We start from the raw sequence: 23,083 nt of genomic DNA, 5'->3' as shown, positions 1-23,083 counted from the left end.
TGTCGGAGAAGCGGTCGGGCGTGATGCCCGCGGGGCCGATGTGGCCGGTGCTCTGCTGGGTGCGCAGGGTCTTGAACAGGAAGCTCAGCGACAGCCGTGCCTCGTAGGCCTGTCCGTCCTGCTGCCACGTGAGCTCGCCGAACACGCCGCTCATCAGGCCCCGCCGCCGCTGGCCGTTCCCGGCGCGGTCCGGCTCAAGTTCGCCGTCACCGGCCAGCAGGGCGTGGCGCCGATGAGCGGCGTGTTCGGCGAGCTCACGTGGCAGCAGGACGGACAGGCCTACGAGGCACGGCTGTCGCTGAGCTTCCTGTTCAAGACCCTGCGCACCCAGCAGAGCACCGGCCACATCGGCCCCGCGGGCATCACGCCCGACCGCTTCTCCGACACCCGCAAGACCGAGGTGGCCTCGCATTTCGTGCGCGACCAGGGCCAGATCGTGTTCAGCAACAACGCGCCCAGCGTGCCGCTGCTGCCGGGCGCGCAGGACCGGCTGAGCGTGATCCTGCAGCTCGGCGCGCTGCTCGCGGGCGACCCTGCGCGCTATCCGACCGATGGCGCGATCGCGATCCAGACCGCGGGACCGCGCGATGCCGACATCTGGATCTTCAAGATCGGCGAGGAGGAGAACCTGCGGCTGCCCGGCGGCGATTTCGCGGCCCGCAAGCTCACGCGCAATCCGCGCTACCCCTACGACGACAAGGTCGAGCTCTGGCTCGCGCCCGCGCTGGGCTTCCTGCCGGTGCGCATCCTGCTGACCCAGCCCAACGGCGACTTCGCCGACATGCGTTTGCGCGAAAGGATCGCCGGACCGGGGCCGAATTGAGGCCGAAGATGGGCTTTGACCACCTTCAACGTCAGCCCGTCTTGAAACTGGCGCGTTAAATGCTATCTAACCGTCATGAACGCCATCGACATCCTCACGGGATCCGCCATGAACATGCTTTACGACTCGGAGTCCTTCGTCGTCGTGCACGTGCAGCCCACCGAGGGCGAAGCACCGGTCGCGCCGCATCTGCCGGTGCTGGCGCGCCACGGCTTCGAGATCGTCGACAAACGCTCCGGCAAGGAGGTCTACCTCGATGGCTCCTGGGCCGAGCTGTTCCAGCAGCAGATCACCGCCTGGCAGCTCAACACGCCGACCCAGGAAGAGGTCGAGGACACGCTCGAGGGCTACGCCGAACTCGCGCAGAACCCGGTGCTGGTGCACTGAGCCTGCGGATGAGGCCTCAGCGCCGCCCGTAGAGCCAGCCGTACATCGGCCCGACCAGCAGCAGCACCGCCACCAGCCGGCAGACCTGGAAGGCCGTCACCACCGGCACGCCCAGCTGCAGCACCTTGGCCGTGATCGACATCTCGGCGATGCCGCCCGGCGAGGTGCCCAGGATCATGGTGGCCGGATGCAGGCCCGTGCCCCAGGCCAGCAGGAAGGCGAAACCCGCGCTGACCGCGATCAGCACCAGCGTGCCGCAGGCCACGCTCAGCAGCCAGCGCGGCGCGGTGTGCAGGAACTCGCGGCTGAAGCGCACGCCCAGGCTCACCGCGATCACCAATTGCGCGGCGTTCGACAGCCATTGCGGCACCGCCGACAGCTGCACGCCGCTCACCGTGAAACCGATCGCCACCAGCAGCGGCCCGATGAACCAGGGGTTGTTGCGGCCGGTGGCGCGCATCAGCAAGGCGCCCGCGCCGGTGGCCAGCGCGAGCAGCGCCAGGCCGCCCCACTGCACGTTGCGCACCGAGGGCGGGTTGATCTCCAGGCCGTGCAGCCCGCTCCACTGCATCGCGAAGGGGATGGCGATGGTCACGATCACCAGCCGCAGGCTGTGCGCCGCCGCCACCAGGTCGGTGCGCGCGCCCACCTTCTCAGCCATCAGCGTCATCTCCGAAGCCCCGCCGATCGCGCCGGCAAAGTAAGCGGTGGCTCTCATGGAACGCTCGGGCACATGCGGCATGCGAGGCCCGTGCCCGCGTTCGAGCCAGAGGCCGAACAGCCCGCCGGCCAGCAGCGCCCAGACGATGGCCAGCACGATCGCCCACCAGATGCCGGCCACCAGCGCGACCACGTGCGGCGTGAAATAGAGGCCCAGCGCGCCGCCGATCACCCACTGGCCGGCGTTGCGCAGCACCGTGGCGCTGGCAGTCGGCGCGTTGGCGATGGAGGCGATCGACACCGCCAGCAGCGGGCCGATCATCCACGGCAGGGGCGTGTGCAGCGCCAGGCAGAGGCCGGCGGCGGCCAGCGCGAGCAGCAGCGTGGCGACGACGCGCAGCGGAAAAGAACGGAAGGAAACGGGCAAAGACGGCATGCGGCGGAGGATGGCGGCCGGACACCGCAAGCGACGCGTAGTATCGCCCGATGCCTGTCCGCCTTCCTTCCGTCCGGCATTGCGCCGTCCTCCTGAGCGCCGTCTGGGCGCTGTCCGCCTGCACCCTGTTCCCGGTCGCCGACGACGCGCCGGTCGCGCGCAAGCTCGCGGCCCTGCCGTCGGCCGATGCGCTGCTGCTGGGCGAGCAGCACGACGCGCCCGCGCACCATGCGATCGAGCGCGAGACCGTCGAGGCGCTGGCCGCGCGCGGCCGGCTCGCCGCACTGGCACTGGAGATGGCCGAGGAAGGCAACGACACCACCCACCTGCCCGCCAATGCCACCGAGGCCCAGGTGCAGACGGCCCTGCGCTGGAACGACAAGGCCTGGCCCTGGGCCGACTACGGTCCGGCGGTGATGGCCGCGGTGCGGGCGGGCGTGCCGGTGATCGGCGCCAACCTGCCGCGCGCGCGCATGAAGGATGCGATGGCCGACGTGTCGCTCGATGCGCAGTTGAACGAGGCGGCCCGCGAGGCCCAGCGCGAGGCGGTGCGCAGCGGCCATTGCGGCCTGCTGCCCGAAACGCAGATCGGGCCCATGACGCGCATCCAGATCGCGCGCGACCGCGCGATGGCGCAGGCCGTGCTGAAAGCGCGCCAGCCCGGCAAGACGGTGCTGCTGGTCGCCGGCGCCGGCCACGTGCTGCGGCCGCTGGGCGTGCCGCAGCACCTGCCGAGCGACTTCAAGGTGACGAGCGTGCGACTGCTCGCGGCGGCCACGGCCGACGACGAGGGCGCCCGGGGCTACGACGCCACCTGGCGCACGCCGCCGCTGCCGGCCAAGGACTACTGCGCGGGCGTCAAGGCACCCGCGCGTCCCTGAAGGAAAAGACTCAGGCCGCCTTGCGGATCGCGTCGGCCAGCGTGTTGACCAGCGTGTCGATGTGCGACTTCTCGACGATGTAGGGCGGCGCGATCACCACCACGTCGCCGGCCGGGCGCACCAGCGCGCCCTTGTGGAAGCAGTCGACGAAGATGTCGTAGGCGCGCTTGCCCGGGGCGCCGGCGATCGGCGCCAGCTCCACCGCCGCGGCCAGGCCCAGGCTGCGGATGCCGATCACGTTGGGCAGGCCCTTGAAGGCGCTGTGGAAGGCGTCGCCCAGCACCTGGCTCATCTCGCCGGCGCGCGCGAACAGGTTCTCCTGCTGGAACAGCTCGAGCGTGGCGATGGCCGCGGCAGCCGCCACCGGATGGCCCGAATAGGTGTAGCCGTGGAAGAACTCGACCACGTGCTCGGGCGCGTCGGTCTTCATCATCGCGTCGTACAGCTTGTCGCGGCAGATCACGCCGCCCATCGGGATCACGCCGTTGGTCACGCACTTGGCGAAGTTCAGCATGTCCGGCACCACGCCGTAGTAGTCGGCGCCGAAGTTGGTGCCCATGCGGCCGAAGCCGGTGATCACCTCGTCGAAGATCAGCAGGATGCCGTGCTTGTCGCAGATCTCGCGCAGGCGCTTGAGGTAGCCCTGGGGCGGCAGGTACCAGCCGGCCGAACCGGCCACCGGCTCGACGATGATCGCGGCCACGTTGCTCGGGTCGTGCAGCGGCAGGATGCGCTGTTCGAGTTCGAGCAGCGGGTCCTCGGCCCAGACCGGTTCCTGGTTGTGGATGTAGGCATGGTTCACCGGGTCGTGGATGAAGCGCATGTGGTCCACGCGCGGCAGGAAGGCCGAGCCGAAGACCTTGCGGTTGCCCGGGATGCCGCCCACCGACATGCCGCCGAAGCCCACGCCGTGGTAGCCCTTCTCGCGCCCGATGAACACGTTGCGGTGGCCTTCGCCACGTGCGCGGTGATAGGCCAGCGCCACCTTCATCGAGGTGTCGGCGGCTTCGGAGCCCGAGTTGCAGAACAGCACCTTGTTGAGGTCGCCCGGGGCCAGCGCCGCGATCATCTCGGCGGCCTTGAAGGCACGGTCGTTGCTGATCTGGAAGGCGGTGGCGTAGTCGAGGGTGTCGAGCTGCTTCTTGATCGCCTCGTTGATCGGCTTACGGTTGTGGCCCGCGCCCACGCACCACAGCGAGGAGATGCCGTCGATCACCTTGCGGCCGTCGTGGGTGGTGAATTCCATGCCGTCGGCGGCCACGAAGACCCGCGGGTCCTTCTGGAAGGCGCGGTTGGGGGTGAAGGGCAACCACTGGTTGTCCATGTTGAAGTCGTTCTGAGCCATGGTCACTCCTGCTGGGGCGTGCGTGAGAAGGAAAAGCACATTCTGGCACCGCGGCGAGGCGCGGGCAGGACTGCGACAATGGCGGCCCTTATGACCTCCGCCTACATCCTGACCCTGTCCTGTCCCGACCGCACCGGCATCGTCCATGCCGTCTCGGGCTTCCTGCTGGAACGCAACGGCAACATCGAGGAAGCGGCGCAGTACTACGACGCCGGCACCGGCCTGTTCTTCATGCGCGTGCGCTTTGCCTGCAGCGACCACAGCGAGGCCGCCCTGCGCGAACAGCTGGCCGGTTTCGCCGAGGGCTTCGGCATGTCGCTGCAGCTGCACGCCGCCGCCCAGCCCATGAAGACCGTGATCCTCGTGAGCAAGGAAGGCCATTGCCTCAACGACCTGCTGTTCCGCTGGAAGAGCGGCCTGCTGGCCATCGACGTGCGCGCCATCATCTCGAACCACCGCGACTTCTACCAGCTCGCGGCCAGCTACAACGTGCCCTTCCATCACATCCCCGTGACCGCCGCCACCAAGGCGCAGGGCGAGGCCAAGCAGATGGAGATCATCGAGGCCGAAGGCGCCGAACTGGTGGTGCTCGCGCGCTACATGCAGATCCTGAGCAACGACCTGTGCGTCAAGCTCAACGGCCGCGCGATCAACATCCACCACTCCTTCCTGCCCAGCTTCAAGGGCGCCAAGCCCTACTACCAGGCGCACGACCGCGGCGTGAAGCTGATCGGCGCCACCGCCCACTACGTGACGGCCGACCTCGACGAGGGCCCGATCATCGAACAGGATGTGGCACGCGCCGACCACACCGACACGGTGGAAGACCTCACGGCGCGCGGCCGCGATACCGAGAGCCAGGTGCTGGCCCGTGCCGTCAAGTGGCACAGCGAGCACCGCGTGGTGATGAACGGCCACAAGACCGTCGTCTTCAAGTAACCCCCGGGCGCCCTTGCGTCGTAGAGTGAGTCCATGAACGCTCCCGCCACGCCCACCGAGCACGCGCAGCATGCGCGCGCCGACCGCCAGTCGCAGACCGTGCGCGCGCTGCAGGCCCACCTGCCGGCCCATGCGCTGATCTGGCACGACGAGGACACCACGCCCTACGAGTGCGACGGCCTGACCGCCTACCGCCAGCGCCCGCTGGTGGTGGCGCTGCCCGAGACCGAGGCGCAGGTGGCGGCGGTGCTGCGCACCTGCCATGCGCTGGGCGTGCCGGTGGTGGCGCGCGGCGCGGGCACCGGCCTGTCGGGCGGCGCGATGCCGCACGCGCTGGGCGTGACCCTGTCGCTGGCCAAGTTCAACAGGATTCTCAAGATCGACCCGGTGAGCCGCACCGCGGTCGTGCAGTGCGGTGTGCGCAACCTCGCGATCAGCGAGGCCGCCGCGCCCTTCAACCTCTACTACGCGCCCGATCCCTCGAGCCAGATCGCCTGCACCATCGGCGGCAACGTGGCCGAGAACTCGGGCGGCGTGCATTGCCTCAAGTACGGCCTCACGCTGCACAACGTGCTGCGCGTTCGCGGCTTCACGGCCGAGGGCGAGCCGATCGAGTTCGGCGGCGAGGCGCTGGACTGCGCCGGCCTCGACCTGCTGGCCCTGGTGGTCGGCAGCGAAGGCATGCTGGCCGTGACCACCGAGGTCACGGTCAAGCTGGTGCCCAAGCCGCAGCTCGCGCGCTGCATCATGGCCAGCTTCGACGACGTGCGAAAGGCCGGCGACGCGGTGGCGGCCGTGATCGCCGCGGGCATCATCCCGGCCGGCCTGGAGATGATGGACAAGCCCATGACCGCCGCGGTCGAGGACTTCGTCAAGGCCGGCTACGACCTCGACGCCGCCGCGATCCTGCTGTGCGAATCCGACGGCACGCCCGAGGAGGTCGAGGAAGAGATCGGCCGCATGACCGCCGTGCTGCGCGGCTGCGGCGCCACCGCCATCTCGGTCAGCGCCAGCGAGGACGAACGCCTGAAGTTCTGGAGCGGGCGCAAGAACGCCTTCCCCGCCTCGGGCCGCATCAGCCCCGACTACATGTGCCTGGACTCGACCATCCCGCGCAAGCGGCTGGCCGACATCCTGCTGGCGATCCAGCAGATGGAGATCAAGTACAACCTGCGCTGCTGCAACGTGTTCCACGCGGGCGACGGCAACCTGCACCCGCTGGTGCTCTTCGATGCCAACGACCCCGACGAGCTGCACCGCTGCGAGCTCTTCGGCGCCGACATCCTCGAGACCAGCGTCGCGATGGGCGGCACGGTCTCGGGCGAGCACGGCGTGGGCGTCGAGAAGCTCAACAGCATGTGCGTGCAGTTCACCGCCGCCGAGAACGAACTCATGTTCGGCGTGAAGCGCGCCTTCGATCCCGCCGGCCTGCTCAATCCGGGCAAGGTGATCCCGACGCTGCAGCGCTGCGCCGAGTACGGCAAGCAGGTGGTGCGCGGTGGCCAGGCGCTGCCGCACCCGGACCTGCCGCGCTTCTAGGCCCGACACGATGAAAGGCTTGCGCGGACTCGCCTGGCTGCTGGTGTTCCAGTCGATCGGCGAGGTGCTCGCGCGCGGCTTCGCCCTGCCCCTGCCCGGCCCGGTGCTGGGCCTGATGCTGCTGCTGGTGGCGCTGCGCTTTCCGCTGGTGCGCGAACCGGTTGGCGAATGCGCGGACTTCCTGCTCTCGCACCTGTCGCTGCTGTTCATCCCGGTCGGCGTGGGCGTGATGACGCACCTGGCGCTGCTGTCGCAGTACGGCGGACGCATGCTGTTCGTGATCGTGCTGTCGACCTGGATCGGCATGGGCGTGACGGTGCTGGTGCTCCACGGTGGCAAGGGCCGGGCCCGCTGAAACGCCATGCGCTTCGTCGAACTCTGGGTCTATCTCTCCGCCTCGCCGCTGTTCGGCCTGACCGCCACGCTGGTGGTGTACCTGCTCGCGCAGGCGGTCTACATGCGGCTCGACAGCGCGCCCTGGGCCAACCCGGTGCTGTGGTCGGTGATCGTGCTGGCGGGCGGCCTGCTCGCGACCGGCGTCGACTACCCGCGCTATTTCGCGGGCGCGCAGTTCATCCATTTCCTGCTGGGGCCCGCGGTGGTCGCCTTGGCCTGGCCGCTCTGGCTGCGGCGCGCCGAACTGCGCGCGCGCTTCGGCCGGGTGCTGCTGGCGGCGCTGCTGGGCGGCGTGGCGGCCTCCGCTTCGGCGGTGGCGTTGGGCTGGGCGGTGGGCCTGCCGCACGACGTGCTGATGTCGCTGGCACCCAAGTCGGTCACGGCGCCGGTGGCCATGGGCATCGCCGAGAAGATCGGCGGCATCCCCGCGCTGTCGGCCGTGTTCGCGGTGCTCACCGGCCTGGTCGGTGCGCTCTCGGGCAAGTACCTGTTCGACCTGCTGCGCATCGCGACCACGCCCGGCGGCTGGGCCGCGCGCGGCTTCGCGCTGGGCACCGCGGCGCACGGCATCGGCGCGGCGCGGGCGCTGCACGTGAACGCCGATGCGGGCGCCTATGCAGGTCTTGCGCTGGGCCTGCAGGTGGTGCTTGCCGCCTTGCTCATGCCGCTGGTGTTCCGGCTCTTCTGAGCGGATCGCCTCCGATCAACGGCGATAGGGGTTGTCCGGCCGGCGGTCGTAGCGGTTGGGCACGCCGTCGCCGTCGCGGTCCCAGCGGCCGCGGTTGTATTCCCAGCGCCCGCCGCGCTCGCGCCACTCGGGCGCGCGGTAGGCATAACCGGGGCGGGCCCGCATGTAGCCACCCGGCACCCACACATGGCGGTGGCCGCGGGCCTCGTAGTGGCCCGGCGCCCAGACATAGCCGCGGCGCGGCGGCGGCACGCGCTCGTAGCGCGGCGGCGGCGGCGGGGTGTTGATGAAGACGCCCACCGACTGGGCCTGCGCCGCGGTCGGCAGCGTAATGGCGCCGATCGGCAACAGCACGGCGGCACAGGTGGCGAGGGAGAGTGCGAGTTTTTTCATGGCAGGTGCTCCTTTTTCTGAGTGAACGCCTCGATGCTGAAGCGCCGGTGTGAAGCGTGTGTAAGCCGGACGCGAAATCTTGTGTCGCACTGTGTCGCCGGATCCGCCCGCGGTGCGGAACCGGAACGGCCCCGTTCAGGGTTTGCGATAGCCGGTGGCGCCGCGCGCCGCCTCAACAATCCTACCCATGGGTATGAAAAACAAGACGACACCGCGCCAGCCCCTGTTTCCCGAGGGCACCGGCCGGCAGCGTACCGCGACGGACGCCACCGACATCCAGCGCGAACGCATCCTCGAGGCCGCGGCCACGCTGTTCGCCGCGCAGGGCTACGCTGCCACCACACTGGCGCAGATCGCACGCGCGCTGGACGCGACCAAGCCCTTCGTCTACTACTACTTCCGCGACAAGCAGGAGATCTTCGAGACCCTGTCGTGGCGACCCACGGTGGCCTGCTTCACCTCGATGGACTTCGCGCCCGACGACACGCGGCCGGCCCGCGCGAAGGTGACCGAAGGCATCGAACGCCTGATCCGCGCCACGCTCGACCACCACCCCTGCGCGGTGTTTCCCTACCGCGAGCCGCAGGTCTACCGGCCCGAGTACCTGGCCGCGCAGAAGAAGCTGGCGCGCCATTTCTACAGCCGGCTGTGCGCGCTGCTCGAGGAAGGCCGGCGCGACGGCGACTTCGATTTCGGCGACACCATGGTCACGGCCCTGGCCGCCTGCAGCCTGCCCGGCTTCCTCTACACCTGGTACCGGCCGGGCGGCCGGCTGTCGCAGGAGGACACGGTGGCCGAGCTGTCGCGCCTCGCCTGGCGCGTGCTGGGCCTTGCGGAAAGCGCTTGTCCCACACCCGCAACGGGGCGTTCCGAGCCATAGTGCGCCCATGACGAAGCACATCATCGAATTGATCGGCGCGCCGACCGACATCGGCGCCAGCGTGCGCGGCGCCGGCATGGGCCCCGATGCCCTGCGGGTGGCCGACATCGCGGGCACGCTGGCCCGGCTGGGCTTCGAGGTGCTCGACCGCGGCAACCTCGCCGGCCCGGCCACGCCCTGGGCCGCCCCCACGGGCGGGCTGCGCCACCTCGACGAGGCCGTGGCCTGGAACCGCGCGGTGTACGACGCGGTCGACACGGCGCTGGGCGCCGGCCGCCTGCCGCTGATGATGGGCGGCGACCACAGCCTGGCGATCGGCTCGATCAGCGCGGTCGCCTGGCATGTGCGCCAGCGCAAGAAGACGCTGCGGGTGCTCTGGCTCGACGCCCACACCGACGTCAACACCGACGGCACCAGCCCCAGCGGCAACATCCATGGCATGCCGGTGGCCTGCCTGCTGGGCCAGGGGCCCGCGGCGCTGACCGGCTGGAGCGGCCAGCCGGCCGCGCTCACGCCCGACGCGATCCGCTTCCTGGGCATCCGCAGCGTCGACGCCGACGAGAAGCGCGCAATCCAGGCCCAGGGCCTGACGGTCTTCGACATGCGCCACATCGACGAGCACGGCATGCGCAACACGCTGACCGAGGCGCTGCAGGACGTCGACGAGAACACCCATCTGCACGTGAGCTTCGACCTCGACTGCCTGGACCCCGCCGATGCGCCCGGCGTCGGCACCGGCGTGCGCGGCGGCCCCACCTACCGCGAAATGCAGCTGTGCATGGAGATGCTCGCCGACACCGGCCGGCTGGGCTCGCTGGACGTGGTCGAGCTCAACCCCGCGCTCGACGTGCGCAACCGCACGGCCGAGGTGGCGGTGGAGCTGATCGCCAGCCTGCTGGGCCAGTCGACGCTGGCCCGTTGAGCCCGCAGACAGGCGCCCCTCCTACGCGCAGAGTCGGCAAGACGGGAAGCGTGATCGGGCCCAGGTGCGTACAGTAGGCTTTTCCCCTTCCACCCTCACCATGCCCACTCACGCGACGCCTTCTCCCGGCGGCGACGGCCTGCCGACGGCGAAGCCGCTGCGCATCCTGGTCGTCGAGGACGATCCCGCCACCCTCACGGCCACGGTCGAGATGCTCCAGTTGCTGGGCCACTGGGCCACGGGCGTGAAGAGCGCCGAGGTGGCCCGCGACCGCTTCATCGAAGGCGCCTTCGACGTGCTCATGACCGACGTCGGCCTGCCCGCGTTGTCGGGCCTGGACCTGGTGGAGATCCTGCAGGTGCAGCGCAAGCTGCGGGTGATCTTCGCCACCGGCCAGCGACGGCCCGAGCGCCCGGTGCCAGACACGGTGTGGCTGCAGAAGCCCTTCAGCGTGGAAGCGCTGCAGGCGGCGCTGCAGGGCGTGGAGCGCGCGGCCGGCTAGCCGCGATCGCCCGAGGGCGCGACCGGCGTCGTCACCGGCGGCGGGCTCAGGGGCGTGGCCGACGGCACCTCCTGCGGCGTCACCGGCATGCTGACCGCCGAGCCGACCGCCTGCGGCGCCTTCTCTTCGGGCGTGTCGGCGACCAGGTAGCGGTCGAGCAGCGCGTAGAAGCGGTCGTAGAAGCGCTCGTCGGTGAGCGTCTCGCTGGCCACCTTGATCATCGCGTCGTCGCCCGACGAGAAGGGCAGCGACAGCGAGCCGATCACGCCCACGCCCACGCTGGCGGCATTGTTGGTCTTCTTCATGCCGTAGCGGTCCTGCAGCGCGGTGGCGAAGGCGATGCTCTTGCGCGGCCCGCCCTTGGCCGCCTCGTCGCGCGCGCACACCACGCGGAATTCGACCTCGACATGCACTTCGTTGGCCGGCTGGAAGCTCTTGCGTCCGGTCACCAGGTCGGCGTTGGCCGCCGTCACCAGGTAGCCCTGGCTCAGCAGCGCGCGCCGCGCCGCCTCGCAGGTCTGGGCCTCGGTGGCGGCATAGCTGCGCGAATGGGTGGTGGTGGAGTCGAACTCCTCGGGGTCGTAGACCACGCGGCGGTTCGCCCCGCCGGCGCAGCCGGCGAGGACCAGGACGAGCAGCGCCGCGGCGGCGCAGCGGGAGGAAAGGGGCAGGGATTGGAGCGACATCGGCGTGGAATGCTACCCGGCGGCGGCCGGCGCCTGTTCGGAGCCGTTCAGCCGCCCTTCAGTTCCCGGCCGCCGCGCGCGCCGGCCCGGCCTCAGGGGTAGAGGCCGCGTTCCTGGCGCGCCATCAGGATGCGCTCGCAGGCCACCGCGTAGGTGGCGGTGCGCAGCGTGATCTTGTGCCGGTCGGCCGTGTCCCAGATCTGATGCAGCGCATTCATCATGATGCGGTCGAGCCGCACGTTGATCTCGTCCTCGTCCCAGAAGAAGGAGGAGAAGTCCTGCACCCACTCGAAATAGCTGACCGTCACGCCGCCGGCGTTGCAGATCACGTCGGGCACCACCAGCACGCCGCGCTCGGCCAGGATGTCGTCGGCCTCGGGCACGGTCGGGCCGTTGGCGCCTTCGAGCACCAGCCGGGCCGAGGTCCGGCGGGCCCGCTCGGCCGTGATCTGGCCTTCCAGCGCGGCCGGGATCAGGATGTCGCAGGGCACGTCCCAGAACTGCTCGTTCGGGATCTTGTCGCCGCCCTCGTAGCCGACGGCGCCGGCCGGCGTGCGCGACATCGGGATCAGCTTGCTCAGGTCGAGGCCGTCGGCATTGACGATGGTGCCCGTGTGGTCCTGCACCGCCACCACCTTGGCGCCGGCCTCGACGAAGAGCTCGGCCGCGACCGAACCCACGTTGCCGAAGCCCTGCACCGCGATGCGCGCGCCGCGCAGGTCCAGGCCCAGGCGGCGGGCCGCCTCGCGGCCGGTGACGAACACGCCGCGGCCCGTGGCCTTCACGCGGCCCAGCGAGCCGCCCAGGTGCAGCGGCTTGCCGGTGACGACGCCGGTGGCGGTGCCGCCGACGTTCATCGAGTAGGTGTCCATCATCCAGGCCATGATCTGGCCGTTGGTGTTGACGTCGGGCGCGGGGATGTCGGTGTGCGGGCCGATGATGATGCCGATCTCGCTGGTGTAGCGGCGGGTGATCTTCTCCAGCTCCTTCTGCGACAGCTTCTTCGGGTCGACCCGGATGCCGCCCTTGGCGCCGCCGTAGGGCAGGTTCACCGCCGCGGTCTTGACCGTCATCCAGGCCGACAGCGCCATCACTTCTTCCAGCGTGACGTCGGGGTGGAAGCGCACACCGCCCTTGCCCGGGCCGCGGCTCATGTTGTGCTGCACGCGGTAGCCCTCGAAGTGAGCGATGCGTCCGTCGTCCATTTCGATCGGCACGTCGACGATCAGCGCCCGCTTCGGACGCTTGAGCGTCTCGGCCCAGCGCGCGAGGTCGCCGAGGTAGGGGATCACGCGGTCGACCTGCTGCAAATAGGTGCCCCAGGGGCTGTTGGCGGTCGGATGGACGAAGGAGAGCTTTTCACTCATGGGTGACCTCGGTTGTGACGATGGCCGTCACGATAGACCTGCGGGGCCTTCCGCGCCATGGCCTATGCACGCCATGCCGACGGTTATGCAAGAGCCGTAAGAAGAAGACCCCGCGCGCCGGCTCAGCGGCGGCCGAAGATGGCGGTGCCGACGCGAACCATCGTGCTGCCGGCGCTGATCGCGGCTTCGAGGTCGGCGCTCATGCCCAGCGACAGCGTGTCGAGCTCGAGGCCGTCCGCGCGCAGGGCGTCATGCACCGCGACCGCGCGCAGGAACAGTTCTCGCTGCACCGCAACATCGGCGCTCGGCTCGGGGATCGCCATCAGTCCACGCAGCCGGAGTTGCGGCAAGGCGGCGACGGCACGCGCGAGTTCCAGCGCGGCGTCGGGCGGCACGCCCGACTTGTTGGCGCCGCCGTCGACATTGACCTGCAGGCAGACCTGCAGCGGCGGCAGGTGGGCCGGCCGCTGGGCCGACAGGCGCTCGGCGATCTTGAGCCGGTCGATGCTGTGCACCCAGTCGAACTGCTCCGCCACCACGCGGGTCTTGTTGCTCTGCAGCGGACCGATGCAATGCCATTCGAGCTGCGCGCGCAGCTCGGCCAGCGCCGCGATCTTCTCCACGCCTTCCTGCACATAGTTCTCGCCGAAGGCCACCTGGCCGGCCGCATGCGCGGCGCGCACTGCCTCCGGCCCGAAGGTCTTCGAGACCGCCAGCAGTCGCACCCCGGCCGGGTCGCGGCCGGCGGCCGCGCAGGCCGCGGCGATGCGCTGTCTTACTTGCTGGAGGTCGTCGCCAATCATCGTCATAATCTTCCAAAATCGTATCAAAACGTTCCGACACCGCCGAGGAATCCCGTGGACATCACCCAACTGCTGGCATTCAGTGTCAAGAACAAGGCCTCCGACCTGCACCTGTCGTCGGGCCTGCCGCCGATGATCCGGGTGCACGGCGACGTGCGGCGCATCAACGTCGACGCGCTCGACCACAAGGCGGTGCACGCCATGGTGTACGACATCATGAGCGACACGCACCGCAAGCACTACGAAGAGTTCCTGGAGGTCGACTTCTCGTTCGAGATCGACGGCCTGGCGCGCTTCCGGGTCAACGCCTTCAACCAGGCGCGCGGGGCGGCCGCTGTGTTCCGGACCATTCCCTCGAAGATCCTCACGCTCGAGCAGCTCAACGCGCCCAAGATCTTCGCCGACCTGGCGCTGCGGCCGCGCGGGCTGGTGCTGGTGACGGGCCCCACGGGCTCGGGCAAGTCGACCACGCTGGCGGCAATGGTCAACTACCTCAACGAGACCGAGTACGGCCACATCCTCACGGTCGAGGACCCGATCGAGTTCGTGCACGAGTCGAAGAAGTGCCTGATCAACCAGCGGGAGGTCGGCCCGATGACGCTGAGCTTCGCCAATGCGCTGCGCTCGGCGCTGCGCGAGGACCCGGACGCGATCCTGGTCGGCGAAATGCGCGACCTCGAAACCATCCGCCTGGCCATGACCGCGGCCGAGACCGGCCACCTGGTGTTCGGCACGCTGCACACCTCGTCGGCGGCCAAGACCATCGACCGGATCATCGACGTGTTCCCGGGCGAGGAGAAGGACATGATCCGCGCGATGCTGTCGGAGTCGCTGCAGGCCGTGATCTCGCAGACCCTGTGCAAGACCAAGGACGGACAGGGCCGCGTGGCGGCGCACGAGATCATGCTGGGCACCTCGGCCATCCGCAACCTGATCCGCGAGGGCAAGGTGGCGCAGATGTACTCGACGATCCAGACCGGCAGCGGCCAGGGCATGCAGACGCTCGATCAGAACCTGACAGACATGGTGCGGCGTGGGATCATCTCGCCAGCGGAAGCGCGCGGCAAGGCGAAGACGCCCGAGAACTTTCCGGGGTAGGCCCACCCCCGTTTCTCGCGCACTTCGTGTCGCTCAATTCCCCCCTCCAGGGGGCAACATCAGCGGCCCGGCAAAGCCGGTTCCGCGATGTTCCTGGAACAGACGGAACCTCGGCCGTGGGATGGGCCTGAAACGACAGCAGCAAACCGACAACGGAGCGCCTCATGGAACGCGATCAAGCCAGCCAGTTCATCAACGACCTGCTCAAGCTCATGGTGAGCCGCAACGGCAGCGACCTGTTCATCACGGCGGAGTTTCCGCCGGCGATCAAGGTCGACGGCAAGATCACCAAGGTGTCGGGCCAGGCGCTGGGCATGCAGCACACGGTGGCGCTCACACGCTCGATCATGAACGACCGCCAGCTCGCGGACTTCGAGCGCACCAAGGAGTGCAACTTCGCGATCTCGCCGACCGGCATCGGCCGCTTCCGCGTCAACGCCTTCGTGCAGCAGGGCAAGGTCGGCATGGTGCTGCGGACCATCCCCTCGACGCTGCCGACCATCGACGGGCTGGCCATGCCGCAGGTGCTCAAGGAAGTGGCGATGACCAAGCGCGGCCTGATGATCCTGGTGGGCGCCACGGGCTCGGGCAAGTCGACCACGCTGGCCGCGATGGTCGACTGGCGCAACGAGAACTCCTACGGCCACATCGTGACGGTCGAGGACCCGATCGAGTTCGTGCACCCGCACAAGAACTGCGTGGTCACGCAGCGTGAAGTGGGCATCGACACCGACAGCTGGGACGCCGCGCTCAAGAACACGCTGCGCCAGGCGCCCGACGTGATCCTGATGGGCGAGATCCGCGACCGCGAGACCATGGAGCATGCGGTGTCCTTCGCCGAGACCGGCCACCTCTGCATGGCCACGCTGCATGCCAACAGCGCCAACCAGGCGCTCGACCGCATCATCAACTTCTTCCCCGAGGAACGGCGCGCCCAGCTGCTGATGGACCTGTCGCTGAACCTGCGCTCGCTGATCTCGCAGCGGCTGGTGCCGACGGAAGACGGCCTGGGCCGCGTGGCCGCGGTCGAGGTGCTGCTGAACACGCCGCTGATCTCCGACCTGATCTTCAAGGGCGAGGTCGGCGAGATCAAGGAGATCATGAAGAAGAGCCGCAACCTGGGCATGCAGACCTTCGACCAGGCGCTGTTCGACCTGTTCGAGAACCATGCGATCGGCTTCGAGGACGCGATCCGCAACGCCGACTCGGCCAACGACCTGCGGCTGCAGATCAAGCTCAACAGCCGGCGCGCGCGCTCGACCGACCTGTCGGCCGGCACCGAGCACTTCGCGATCGTCTGAACGTCCGCACCCGCGCAGGGTGCTTGCGTCCTGGGCGACACTCGGGACCGTGTCTTCCGCCACCACCGCCTGCCGCGTCGAATGGGCCGGCCAATCCCTCGAACTGCTGCCCGAGCGCGCACTGTGGTGGCCCGCGCGCGGCGTGCTCTTCGTGGCCGACCTGCACCTGGGCAAGGCCGCGACCTACCGCGCGCTGGGCCAGCCCGTGCCCGGCGGCACCACGCAGGAGAACCTGGACCGGCTCGACCGGCTGATCGCGCGCCTGGCGCCCGCGGAGATCGTGTTCCTGGGCGACTTCCTGCACGCGGCCCAGGCCCGCACGCCCGCGCGGCTGGCCGCGCTGCAGGCCTGGCGCGCCACGCACGACCCAGCGCTGCGCCTGACGCTGGTGCGCGGCAACCACGACCAGCGCGCCGGCGACCCGCCGCCGGCGCTCGGCATCGCGGTGGTGAACGAGCCCTACCTGCTCGGCCCCTTCGCCTGCTGCCACCATCCGCAGCCGCATCCCACGCATTTCGTGCTGGCCGGGCACCTGCACCCGGCCTGCAGCCTCCAGGGCCCGGGGCGCGACCGGCTGCGCATGCCCTGCTTCGTGCAGGAGGCGGACCAGGCCATCCTGCCGGCCTTCGGCGAGTTCACCGGCGGCTGGCAGGTGCCGCCGGCGCCGGGCCGGCGCTTCTATGGCGTGGCGGGCGCGGCGGTGTGGGCGCTGCCCGCGGCAGCCTAGCTAAAGCACCACCGGCGCGTCCGGCAGCTCGTTGCGCGCCGGCTCGCCCTCGGCGCGCGGGAAGTGCGCGACCAGCAGCGCCGACACTTCCTCCAGCGCCTGCGTGAGCCCGTCCTCGAAGCGGCCGGCCTGGAAGGCCGCGCCCATGGACTGGGTCATGGCACGCCAGTCCGCGGCGTCCACATGGCGGTCGATGCCGCGGTCGGCCACGATCTCGATCGAATGGTCGGCCAGCAGCAGGTAGATCAGCACGCCGTTGTTGTGCTCGGTGTCCCAGACGCGCAGCTTGCCGAACAGCATCAGCGCGCGCTCGCGGGCCGGCGCATCGCGCCAGAGGTAGCTGGCCGGCAGCCCGGCCTCGATGCACAGCCGGACCTCGCCGGTGTGGCGCCGCTCGCTGGCCGCGACGCGCCGGCGCAGTTGCGCCAGCACGTCCGGCGGCAGCACGCGGCGCACGGCCGCCTCGTCGGTCCAGCGATGGCGCCAGAAGCGCCCCAATTTGGCAAACAAGCCCATCGTCACCAGCCTCCCGAGGCGCCACCGCCGCCAAAATTGCCGCCACCGCCCGAGCTGAAGCCGCCGCCACCGATGGGCAGCGAACGGGAGAAGGACCCGGCGACCATCGCCACCAGGCCCGCCACCACCGCGGTGAACAGGCTGGCGGTGATCAGGAAGGCCACCGTGCCGATGCCGCCGCCCAGCACCAGCGTGCCCAGCACCTTGCCGAAGATGCGGCGCACGATCGGCGCCACGATGAAGAAGCCGAAGAACAGGAAGATGCCGAGGTTCTCCCAGTCGATGCCGCCGCCGGAAGCGCGCTCGCCGCCGCTGCGGCGCGTGGGTTCGGGCAGGGGCTCGCCATCGACCAGGCCGACGAGCCGGTCGACGGCCGCGTTCAGCCCGCCCGCGAAATCGTTCTGGCGAAAGCGCGGCATCATTTCCTCGTCGATGATGCGGCTGGCCGAGAGGTCGGGCACCGGGCCCTCGAGCGTCTTCGCGACCTCGATGCGCATGCGGCGGTCGTCCTTGGCCACCACCACCAGCAGGCCGTCACCCACGTCCTTGCGACCGATCTTCCAGTCGTTGGCCACGCGGTTGGCGTAGCTCGCGATGTCCTCGGGCGCGGTGGTCGGCACCATCAGCAGCACGATCTGCGAGCCCTTGCGCCGTTCGAAGTCGGCCAGCCGGGTCTCGAGGCCGGCGCGCTGGGCCGCGTCGAGCGTGCCGGTCTGGTCGATCACGCGCGCGCTCAGCGCGGGCACGGGCTGCAGCTTGGGCGCCGACGCCACCGTGGGCATCTGCGCGAGGACCGGCCACGCGAGGAAGGCCAGGGCCAGCAGCAGCCAGCGCCCGCCGTGCGCCAGGAGCCTGTTCATGCGGCGCGCCGGCCCGCGTTACGGCTTCTTGGGTGCACTGAAGTCCACCGTCGGCGGCACCGAGATCTGCGCTTCGTTCTGCACGCTGAAGTTGGGCTTGGGGTCGTAGCCGAAGACCATGGCCGTGATGTTGGTGGGGAAGCGGCGCGCGAGCACGTTGTAGTCCTGCACGCTCTCGATGTAGCGGTTGCGCGCGACGGTGATGCGGTTCTCGGCGCCTTCGAGCGTCACGCGCAGGTCGCGGAAGGCCTGGTTGGCCTTGAGATCGGGATAGCGCTCGGCCACCACCATCAGCCGCGACAGGGCCGACGACAGCTCGCCCTGCGCCTGCTGGAACTTGGCGAAGGCCGCGGGGTTGTTGAGCGTCTCGGGCGTGACCTGGATCGAGGTGGCCTTGGCGCGCGCCTCGATCACCTTGGTCAGCGTGTCCTGCTCGAAGGCGGCCTCGCCCTTGACCGTCGCCACGATGTTGGGCACCAGGTCGGCACGGCGCTGGTACTGGTTGAGCACCTCGCTCCAGGCCGACTTGCTGGCTTCGTCGAGTTCCTGGAACTCGTTGTAGCCGCAACCGCTCAGCGACACCACCGCCGCAAGGATCAGGAACCAGCGCTTCATCATCATGTGCATTACCTCCGCAGAAGAAGCGGAAGGTAGCATAGCCGCGGCCGAGGGCTATGCGCGCCACTGGCGCAGCAAGTCCGCCGAATCCATCACCAGCCCCAGGTGCAGCGACACCATCGCGAGCGCCGCGCCCTCCAGGTGCGGGTCGGTGCCGCGCACCAGGTCGCGCAGCACGATCACGCGGTAGTTGCGGTTGTTGGCGTCGAAGGCGGTGTTGAGCACGCAGCAGTCGGTGAAGCCGCCGTTGAGCACCACCGTCTCGATGCGCTGGTTGCGCAGCAGGAAGTCGAGGTCGGTCGGGTAGAAGGCCGACAACCGGCGCTTGCTGTCCACGCGCATGTCGCCGGGTTCCACGCGCGTGACCCACTCGGTCCACTTCGAGCCTTCGAGCGCGTGCGCGCCGGCGTTGGGGATCGGCCCCACATGCAGCGGGAAGGTGCGGCGCCAGGCGGCCGGGATGCCGTGGACGTCGTCCTCGCCGCCGGGCCGCAGCACCGACCTGATGTGCACGATGCGCACGCCCAGCGCGCGCACTTCGTCATGGAAGCCGTCGATGGGCGCCACCACGTCGCGGGCGCGCGGCGCCGGGCAGGGACAGTCGGGATCGTCGTCGAGGTGGCCCCGGTGCATGTCGATCGAGACCACGGCCGTCGTGGCCGGGTTCAGGTAGTCGGCGAACTGCGCGGCATCGAGCTCGCGCGCCTCGTTGTAGACCCAGGCCTTCATCGCCGTTCCTCCCGCACATAGGGTTGGCCCAGCGCGCCGGGCTCGTCGTCGACGCTGCGGCGCGAAAGCGCGACCCACACCATCACGCCCAGCGTCACCGCATAGGGCGTCATCATCACGAAGTACTGCGGCAGCTGCACGCCGGCCGCGGCCAGCTGCGGGATCAGCGCCTCGATGCAGCCGAACAGCAACGCGCCCACCAGCGCCTTCCAGGGCGACCAGCGCGCGAAGATCACCAGGCCCACCGCGATCCAGCCGCGCCCGCCGGTCATGCCCGCGATCCACAGCTTGGTGCTGACCACCGAGATGTAGGCGCCTGCCAGTCCCACCAGCGCCGAGCCCGCGAGCACCGCGGCGAAGCGCCAGGCCGTGACACGGATGCCGGCCGCGTCGGCCGCCTGCGGGTTCTCGCCCACGGCGCGCAACCGCAGGCCGGTGGCGGTGCGCGCGAAGAACCAGGCCACCGCGCCGAAGACCGGCAGCGTGAGCCACACCATCGCGTTCTGCTCGAACAGCTTGCCCACGCCCGGCAGCATCGACAGCGGCCACAGGGTCATCGCACCGATGCCGGCGGTCGCGTGGTTGGTCCAGTCGGCCATCGAGCCGACCAGCGCCGTGAGCCCCTGGCAGAAGAACACCAGCGCCAGCCCGGCGATCACCTGGTTCACGCGCAGCCAGATCACCATCACCGCGAACAACACCGACACGACACTGGCCGCGAGCATGGCCAGCACCAGCGACACCGCGGGCTGACCCAGCGCGATCTGCGCGCCGATGCCGGCCAGCGCGCCGACCAGCATCAGCCCTTCGGCACCCAGCGCGAGCACGCCCGCGCGCTCGCAGATGATCAGGCCGAGCGCCGCGAGCGCATAGGGCACCGCGAAGTCCGGCGTGCTCGCGAGCCAGTTGAGGATCACACCGCCGCTCATTGCGCGCCCTCCCCGCCCACGCGGCGCAGCCGGTGGCGGATGAAGAAGTCGCTCGAGGCCACGCACACCACGATGAGGGCCTGGATCAGCTGCACCATCGAGAACGGCACCTGGTAGAAGACCTGCAGGCTGCGCCCGGTGACGAACAGCGCCGCCACCAGCAGCGCCACCACCGTGGCCGCCAGCGGGTTGTTGCGCGCCAGGAAGGCGATCAGGATGCCGGAGAAGCCGTAGCCCTGGTAGAAGGCCTGCGTGAGCCGGCCCTCCTGCCCCGCCACCACCGCGAAGCCCGCGAGCCCGGCCATCGCGCCCGACAGCAGCACCGCGCCGTAGATGGTGCGCCGCACCGGCACGCCATTGGCATGCGCCACGCGCGGGTTCGCATCGACGAAGCGCAGGTACAGACCCACGCGGCTCACGCTCACCAGCCACCAGGCCAGCAGCGCCACCACGCCCGCGAGCAGGATCGAACTGCCCACGCCGCCACCCAGTTCGGGCAGCCGTTCGAACACGCGGAACTGCGGCGAATAGGGGAAGTTGTCCTTCGGGTCCTTCCAGCTGCCGTAGACCAAGTGCAGCAGGAAGTTGGCCGCCATGTAGTTGAGCATCAGCGTCGAGATGATCTCGTTCACGCCCAGCTTCAGCTTGAGCCACGCGGGGCCCCACACCCACAGCAGGCCGCAGCCGATGGCCGCGACGAACATCAGCGGCAGCCGCAAGGGCTCGGGGCCGACCTGCCACATCGAGATGGCGGTCGCGCCGATCGCGCCCCAGACCATCTGGCCCTCGAGCCCCAGATTCCAGAAGCGCGCGCGGAAGGCGATGGCGCCGGCCAGCCCGACCAGGATCATCGGCGCGGCCTGGAACAGCACGGCGCGGAAGTTCTGGCCGTCGAGGAAGGTCTGGGTGATGAACTCGTTGGCCAGTTCGCCGGCGGGCACGCCGGCCGCCACCAGGATCGCGGCGGAGAGGCCGAAGCCCACCAGCAGCGCGGCCGCGAGGATCAGCGCCTGCCAGCGCCAGGCCATGTGCTGGCGGATCTCGAGCGCGTAGCGGCGGCCTGCGAGCGGCTGCGGCGCCGGTGCGGGCGCGGCCTTGGGCGCGTGCGCCAAGTCGGCGGAGAGGGATGCTTCAGCCATGGTCCACCATCGCCTGTCCGATCGCCTGCCGGTCGGCGGGCTGCGCAAATTCGCCGGCGATGCGCCCGCGCGTCATCACGCCCACGCGGTCGGCCAGCTGCAGCACCTCGTCGAGGTCCTCGCTGATCAGCAGCACGGCCGCACCGCCGTCGCGGGCGGCGCGAAGGCGCGCATGCACCTCGGCGCTGGCGCGCACGTCGAGGCCGCGGCTGGGGCTGTGGGCCAGCACCAGCGTCGGCGCCTTGCCGAACTCGCGGGCCAGCACCAGCTTCTGCGCGTTGCCACCCGACAGCAGCGCGGCCTTCTGCGCCACCGAGCGCACGCCCTGCACGTCGAAGGCCCGCACGGCCTCCTGCGTGTCGCGCTGGATCAGCTGCCGGCGCAGCCGCCACACCGGGCCGTAGCGGCCGGTATGGACGCGGCCGATGGCGTAGTTCTCGGCCACCGACAGGCCGCCCGCGAGCGCGAGCCCGTAGCGGTCGGCCGGGATCGCGGCGATGCCGATGCCGCGGCGCGCGGAAGCGGCCAGGGTCTTGAGATCGCCATGGCCTTCGAGGCGGATCTCGCCTTCGGTGGCTTCGCCCGGCAAGCCCATGATCGCACCCGCGAGTTCGCCCTGCCCGTTGCCGCCGACGCCGGCCAGGCCGTAGATCTCGCCCGCGTGCAGTTCGAGCTCGACGCCGTCGAGCACCCGCCGGCCTTCGGGCGAAGCGGGCGTGCGCAGCCCGCGCACCGACAGGCGCACCGCACCGCGCGCCGTCTTCGCCGGCTGGAAGCCCGCGGCCGCGACCGACTCGCCCACCGTGAGCTTCACCAGTTCGGCGACCGAGGCCTGGTCGGGCTGCAGGGTGGCGACCGTGCGGCCGCCGCGCATCACGGTCACGCGGTCGGCATAGGTCTTCACGTCGGCCATCTTGTGCGTGACCAGCACCACCGCCGCGCCCTGACGCGCCAGGCCCCGCACCGTCTGCAGCAGGCGCGCGGCCTCCTGGTCGGTCAGCACGGCCGTGGGCTCGTCGAGGATCAGGATGCGCGCACCCGCGAGCAGCACCTTGAGGATCTCGACGCGCTGCTGCTCGGCGATCGACAGCGCATCGACGCGCTGGGCCGGATCGATGTCGAAGCCCAGTTCCGCGGCCTTGTCGCGGATGGCGCGCTCGATCGTGCGCAGCCGCTCGCCATGGCGCTGGTACGCGGCCGGCGGCGGCGCGGTGAGCAAAATGTTCTGCGCCACCGTGAACGGCCGCACCAGCTTGAAGTGCTGGTGGACCATGCCGATGCGGTGCCTGGCCGCGTCGCGCGGGCCGGCGAAGCGCACCGCGTTGTCATCGACCAGCAGCTGGCCGGCCTCGGGCGCATAGAGCCCGGCCGCGATGTTCATCAGCGAGGACTTGCCCGCGCCGTTCTCGCCCAGCAGGGCATGCACCTCGCCCCAGCGCGCGGCGAAATGGGCGTCGGTCAGCGCCGCGAAACCGTCGAAGGACTTGCGGATGCCGGTGAGTTCGAGCGCGTTGGGCAT

Annotated in this window: 26 protein-coding genes; 13 read left to right on the top strand and 13 right to left on the bottom strand. The window is 70.1% G+C overall.

Features of this window, described 5'->3' with window-relative positions; genetic code table 11:
- Positions 1-232 precede the first annotated feature (232 nt).
- Together A9977_RS08535 and A9977_RS08530 are read left to right on the top strand one after the other, a co-directional pair.
- A complete protein-coding gene (locus tag A9977_RS08535; RefSeq protein WP_405054674.1) occupies positions 233-823 on the top strand; it encodes a DUF3108 domain-containing protein in 591 nt (196 codons plus the stop codon).
- A 108-nt stretch (positions 824-931) separates the two neighbouring features.
- Positions 932-1,210 carry a DUF3567 domain-containing protein gene (locus A9977_RS08530; RefSeq protein WP_183024447.1) on the top strand — a complete coding sequence of 93 codons (279 nt, stop codon included), beginning with the start codon at positions 932-934 and terminating at the stop codon, positions 1,208-1,210.
- 16 nt (positions 1,211-1,226) lie between these two features.
- Here the strand turns inward: A9977_RS08530 and A9977_RS08525 are convergent, their stop codons facing one another.
- Positions 1,227-2,306, bottom strand: a complete 1,080-nt coding sequence (locus A9977_RS08525; RefSeq protein ID WP_183024446.1) for an AbrB family transcriptional regulator — start codon at positions 2,304-2,306, stop codon at positions 1,227-1,229.
- Positions 2,307-2,356: 50 nt separating this feature from the next.
- Between A9977_RS08525 and A9977_RS08520 the strand changes: the two genes are divergently transcribed.
- Entirely contained in the window at positions 2,357-3,187 is an 831-nt protein-coding gene (locus tag A9977_RS08520) for a ChaN family lipoprotein (protein WP_183024445.1), read from the top strand.
- A gap of 10 nt (positions 3,188-3,197) precedes the next feature.
- On the opposite strand, the gene A9977_RS08515 is transcribed toward A9977_RS08520, so the two are convergent.
- The gene (locus A9977_RS08515; RefSeq protein WP_183024444.1) at positions 3,198-4,532 is read right to left on the bottom strand and encodes an aminotransferase class III-fold pyridoxal phosphate-dependent enzyme; all 1,335 of its coding nucleotides are present in this window, start codon (positions 4,530-4,532) and stop codon (positions 3,198-3,200) included.
- Positions 4,533-4,622: 90 nt separating this feature from the next.
- Here A9977_RS08515 and purU point away from each other — a divergent pair, with 90 nt between their 5' ends.
- Genes purU through A9977_RS08495 form a run of 4 tightly spaced genes read left to right on the top strand, consistent with a single transcriptional unit; the run spans position 4,623 to position 8,094 of the window.
- A complete protein-coding gene (purU, locus tag A9977_RS08510) occupies positions 4,623-5,471 on the top strand; it encodes a formyltetrahydrofolate deformylase (RefSeq protein ID WP_183024443.1) in 849 nt (282 codons plus the stop codon).
- A 33-nt stretch (positions 5,472-5,504) separates the two neighbouring features.
- Complete coding sequence (locus A9977_RS08505) at positions 5,505-7,010, top strand: FAD-linked oxidase C-terminal domain-containing protein (RefSeq protein ID WP_183024442.1); 1,506 nt, start codon at positions 5,505-5,507, stop codon at positions 7,008-7,010.
- 10 nt (positions 7,011-7,020) lie between these two features.
- Positions 7,021-7,365 (top strand): CidA/LrgA family protein, encoded by a 345-nt coding sequence (locus A9977_RS08500; protein ID WP_183024441.1) that lies wholly within the window; start codon positions 7,021-7,023, stop codon positions 7,363-7,365.
- A 6-nt stretch (positions 7,366-7,371) separates the two neighbouring features.
- Positions 7,372-8,094: an LrgB family protein gene (locus A9977_RS08495; RefSeq protein WP_183024440.1), complete on the top strand. Its 723-nt coding sequence runs from the start codon at positions 7,372-7,374 to the stop codon at positions 8,092-8,094.
- A gap of 15 nt (positions 8,095-8,109) precedes the next feature.
- Here the strand turns inward: A9977_RS08495 and A9977_RS08490 are convergent, their stop codons facing one another.
- Positions 8,110-8,487: a YXWGXW repeat-containing protein gene (locus A9977_RS08490; protein ID WP_183024439.1), complete on the bottom strand. Its 378-nt coding sequence runs from the start codon at positions 8,485-8,487 to the stop codon at positions 8,110-8,112.
- A gap of 193 nt (positions 8,488-8,680) precedes the next feature.
- On the opposite strand from A9977_RS08490, the gene A9977_RS08485 reads away from it, so the two are divergent.
- From A9977_RS08485 to A9977_RS08475, 3 genes are all read left to right on the top strand, one after another.
- Positions 8,681-9,367, top strand: a complete 687-nt coding sequence (locus tag A9977_RS08485; RefSeq protein ID WP_259651864.1) for a TetR/AcrR family transcriptional regulator — start codon at positions 8,681-8,683, stop codon at positions 9,365-9,367.
- 7 nt (positions 9,368-9,374) lie between these two features.
- The gene (gene rocF / locus A9977_RS08480; protein ID WP_183024437.1) at positions 9,375-10,289 is read left to right on the top strand and encodes an arginase; all 915 of its coding nucleotides are present in this window, start codon (positions 9,375-9,377) and stop codon (positions 10,287-10,289) included.
- Between the two features lie 100 nt (positions 10,290-10,389).
- Positions 10,390-10,791, top strand: a complete 402-nt coding sequence (locus A9977_RS08475; RefSeq protein ID WP_183024436.1) for a response regulator — start codon at positions 10,390-10,392, stop codon at positions 10,789-10,791.
- On the opposite strand, the gene A9977_RS08470 is transcribed toward A9977_RS08475, so the two are convergent.
- From A9977_RS08470 to A9977_RS08460, 3 genes are all read right to left on the bottom strand, one after another.
- Positions 10,788-11,477: a DUF2242 domain-containing protein gene (locus A9977_RS08470; protein ID WP_183024435.1), complete on the bottom strand. Its 690-nt coding sequence runs from the start codon at positions 11,475-11,477 to the stop codon at positions 10,788-10,790. The genes A9977_RS08475 and A9977_RS08470 overlap by 4 nt on opposite strands.
- A gap of 92 nt (positions 11,478-11,569) precedes the next feature.
- On the bottom strand, positions 11,570-12,844 hold the full coding sequence (locus tag A9977_RS08465; protein WP_183024434.1) for a Glu/Leu/Phe/Val dehydrogenase: 1,275 nt from the start codon (positions 12,842-12,844) through the stop codon (positions 11,570-11,572).
- Positions 12,845-12,966: 122 nt separating this feature from the next.
- On the bottom strand, positions 12,967-13,653 hold the full coding sequence (locus A9977_RS08460; RefSeq protein WP_183024433.1) for a YggS family pyridoxal phosphate-dependent enzyme: 687 nt from the start codon (positions 13,651-13,653) through the stop codon (positions 12,967-12,969).
- A gap of 48 nt (positions 13,654-13,701) precedes the next feature.
- On the opposite strand from A9977_RS08460, the gene A9977_RS08455 reads away from it, so the two are divergent.
- The 3 genes from A9977_RS08455 to pdeM all read left to right on the top strand — a co-directional run bounded on the left by A9977_RS08455 (position 13,702) and on the right by pdeM (position 16,773).
- Positions 13,702-14,745, top strand: coding sequence for a type IV pilus twitching motility protein PilT (locus A9977_RS08455; protein ID WP_183024432.1), 1,044 nt, complete (start codon positions 13,702-13,704; stop codon positions 14,743-14,745).
- A 164-nt stretch (positions 14,746-14,909) separates the two neighbouring features.
- Positions 14,910-16,046 carry a PilT/PilU family type 4a pilus ATPase gene (locus tag A9977_RS08450; RefSeq protein WP_183024431.1) on the top strand — a complete coding sequence of 379 codons (1,137 nt, stop codon included), beginning with the start codon at positions 14,910-14,912 and terminating at the stop codon, positions 16,044-16,046.
- A 49-nt stretch (positions 16,047-16,095) separates the two neighbouring features.
- On the top strand, positions 16,096-16,773 hold the full coding sequence (pdeM, locus tag A9977_RS08445) for a ligase-associated DNA damage response endonuclease PdeM (protein ID WP_183024430.1): 678 nt from the start codon (positions 16,096-16,098) through the stop codon (positions 16,771-16,773).
- Here the strand turns inward: pdeM and A9977_RS08440 are convergent, their stop codons facing one another.
- The 7 genes from A9977_RS08440 to A9977_RS08410 are packed head-to-tail and all read right to left on the bottom strand — an operon-like array spanning position 16,774 to position 23,083.
- Complete coding sequence (locus A9977_RS08440) at positions 16,774-17,289, bottom strand: TPM domain-containing protein (RefSeq protein ID WP_183024429.1); 516 nt, start codon at positions 17,287-17,289, stop codon at positions 16,774-16,776.
- A 2-nt stretch (positions 17,290-17,291) separates the two neighbouring features.
- Positions 17,292-18,149 carry a YgcG family protein gene (locus A9977_RS08435; protein WP_183024428.1) on the bottom strand — a complete coding sequence of 286 codons (858 nt, stop codon included), beginning with the start codon at positions 18,147-18,149 and terminating at the stop codon, positions 17,292-17,294.
- Positions 18,150-18,167: 18 nt separating this feature from the next.
- The gene (locus tag A9977_RS08430; RefSeq protein ID WP_259651863.1) at positions 18,168-18,770 is read right to left on the bottom strand and encodes a LemA family protein; all 603 of its coding nucleotides are present in this window, start codon (positions 18,768-18,770) and stop codon (positions 18,168-18,170) included.
- Between the two features lie 51 nt (positions 18,771-18,821).
- Positions 18,822-19,496 (bottom strand): cysteine hydrolase family protein, encoded by a 675-nt coding sequence (locus A9977_RS08425; protein ID WP_183024427.1) that lies wholly within the window; start codon positions 19,494-19,496, stop codon positions 18,822-18,824.
- Complete coding sequence (locus A9977_RS08420) at positions 19,493-20,425, bottom strand: ABC transporter permease (RefSeq protein ID WP_183024426.1); 933 nt, start codon at positions 20,423-20,425, stop codon at positions 19,493-19,495. The genes A9977_RS08425 and A9977_RS08420 overlap by 4 nt, the downstream gene beginning before the upstream one ends.
- Positions 20,422-21,564 (bottom strand): ABC transporter permease, encoded by a 1,143-nt coding sequence (locus tag A9977_RS08415; RefSeq protein WP_183024425.1) that lies wholly within the window; start codon positions 21,562-21,564, stop codon positions 20,422-20,424. The genes A9977_RS08420 and A9977_RS08415 overlap by 4 nt, the downstream gene beginning before the upstream one ends.
- Positions 21,557-23,083: an ABC transporter ATP-binding protein gene (locus tag A9977_RS08410; RefSeq protein WP_183024424.1), complete on the bottom strand. Its 1,527-nt coding sequence runs from the start codon at positions 23,081-23,083 to the stop codon at positions 21,557-21,559. The genes A9977_RS08415 and A9977_RS08410 overlap by 8 nt, the downstream gene beginning before the upstream one ends.

Source organism: Variovorax sp. UMC13 (assembly GCF_014170375.1).
GTDB lineage: Bacteria > Pseudomonadota > Gammaproteobacteria > Burkholderiales > Burkholderiaceae_C > Variovorax.
The sequence above is the reverse complement of the archived record's forward strand: the minus strand, read 5'-3'. Positions and strand labels throughout refer to the sequence as shown.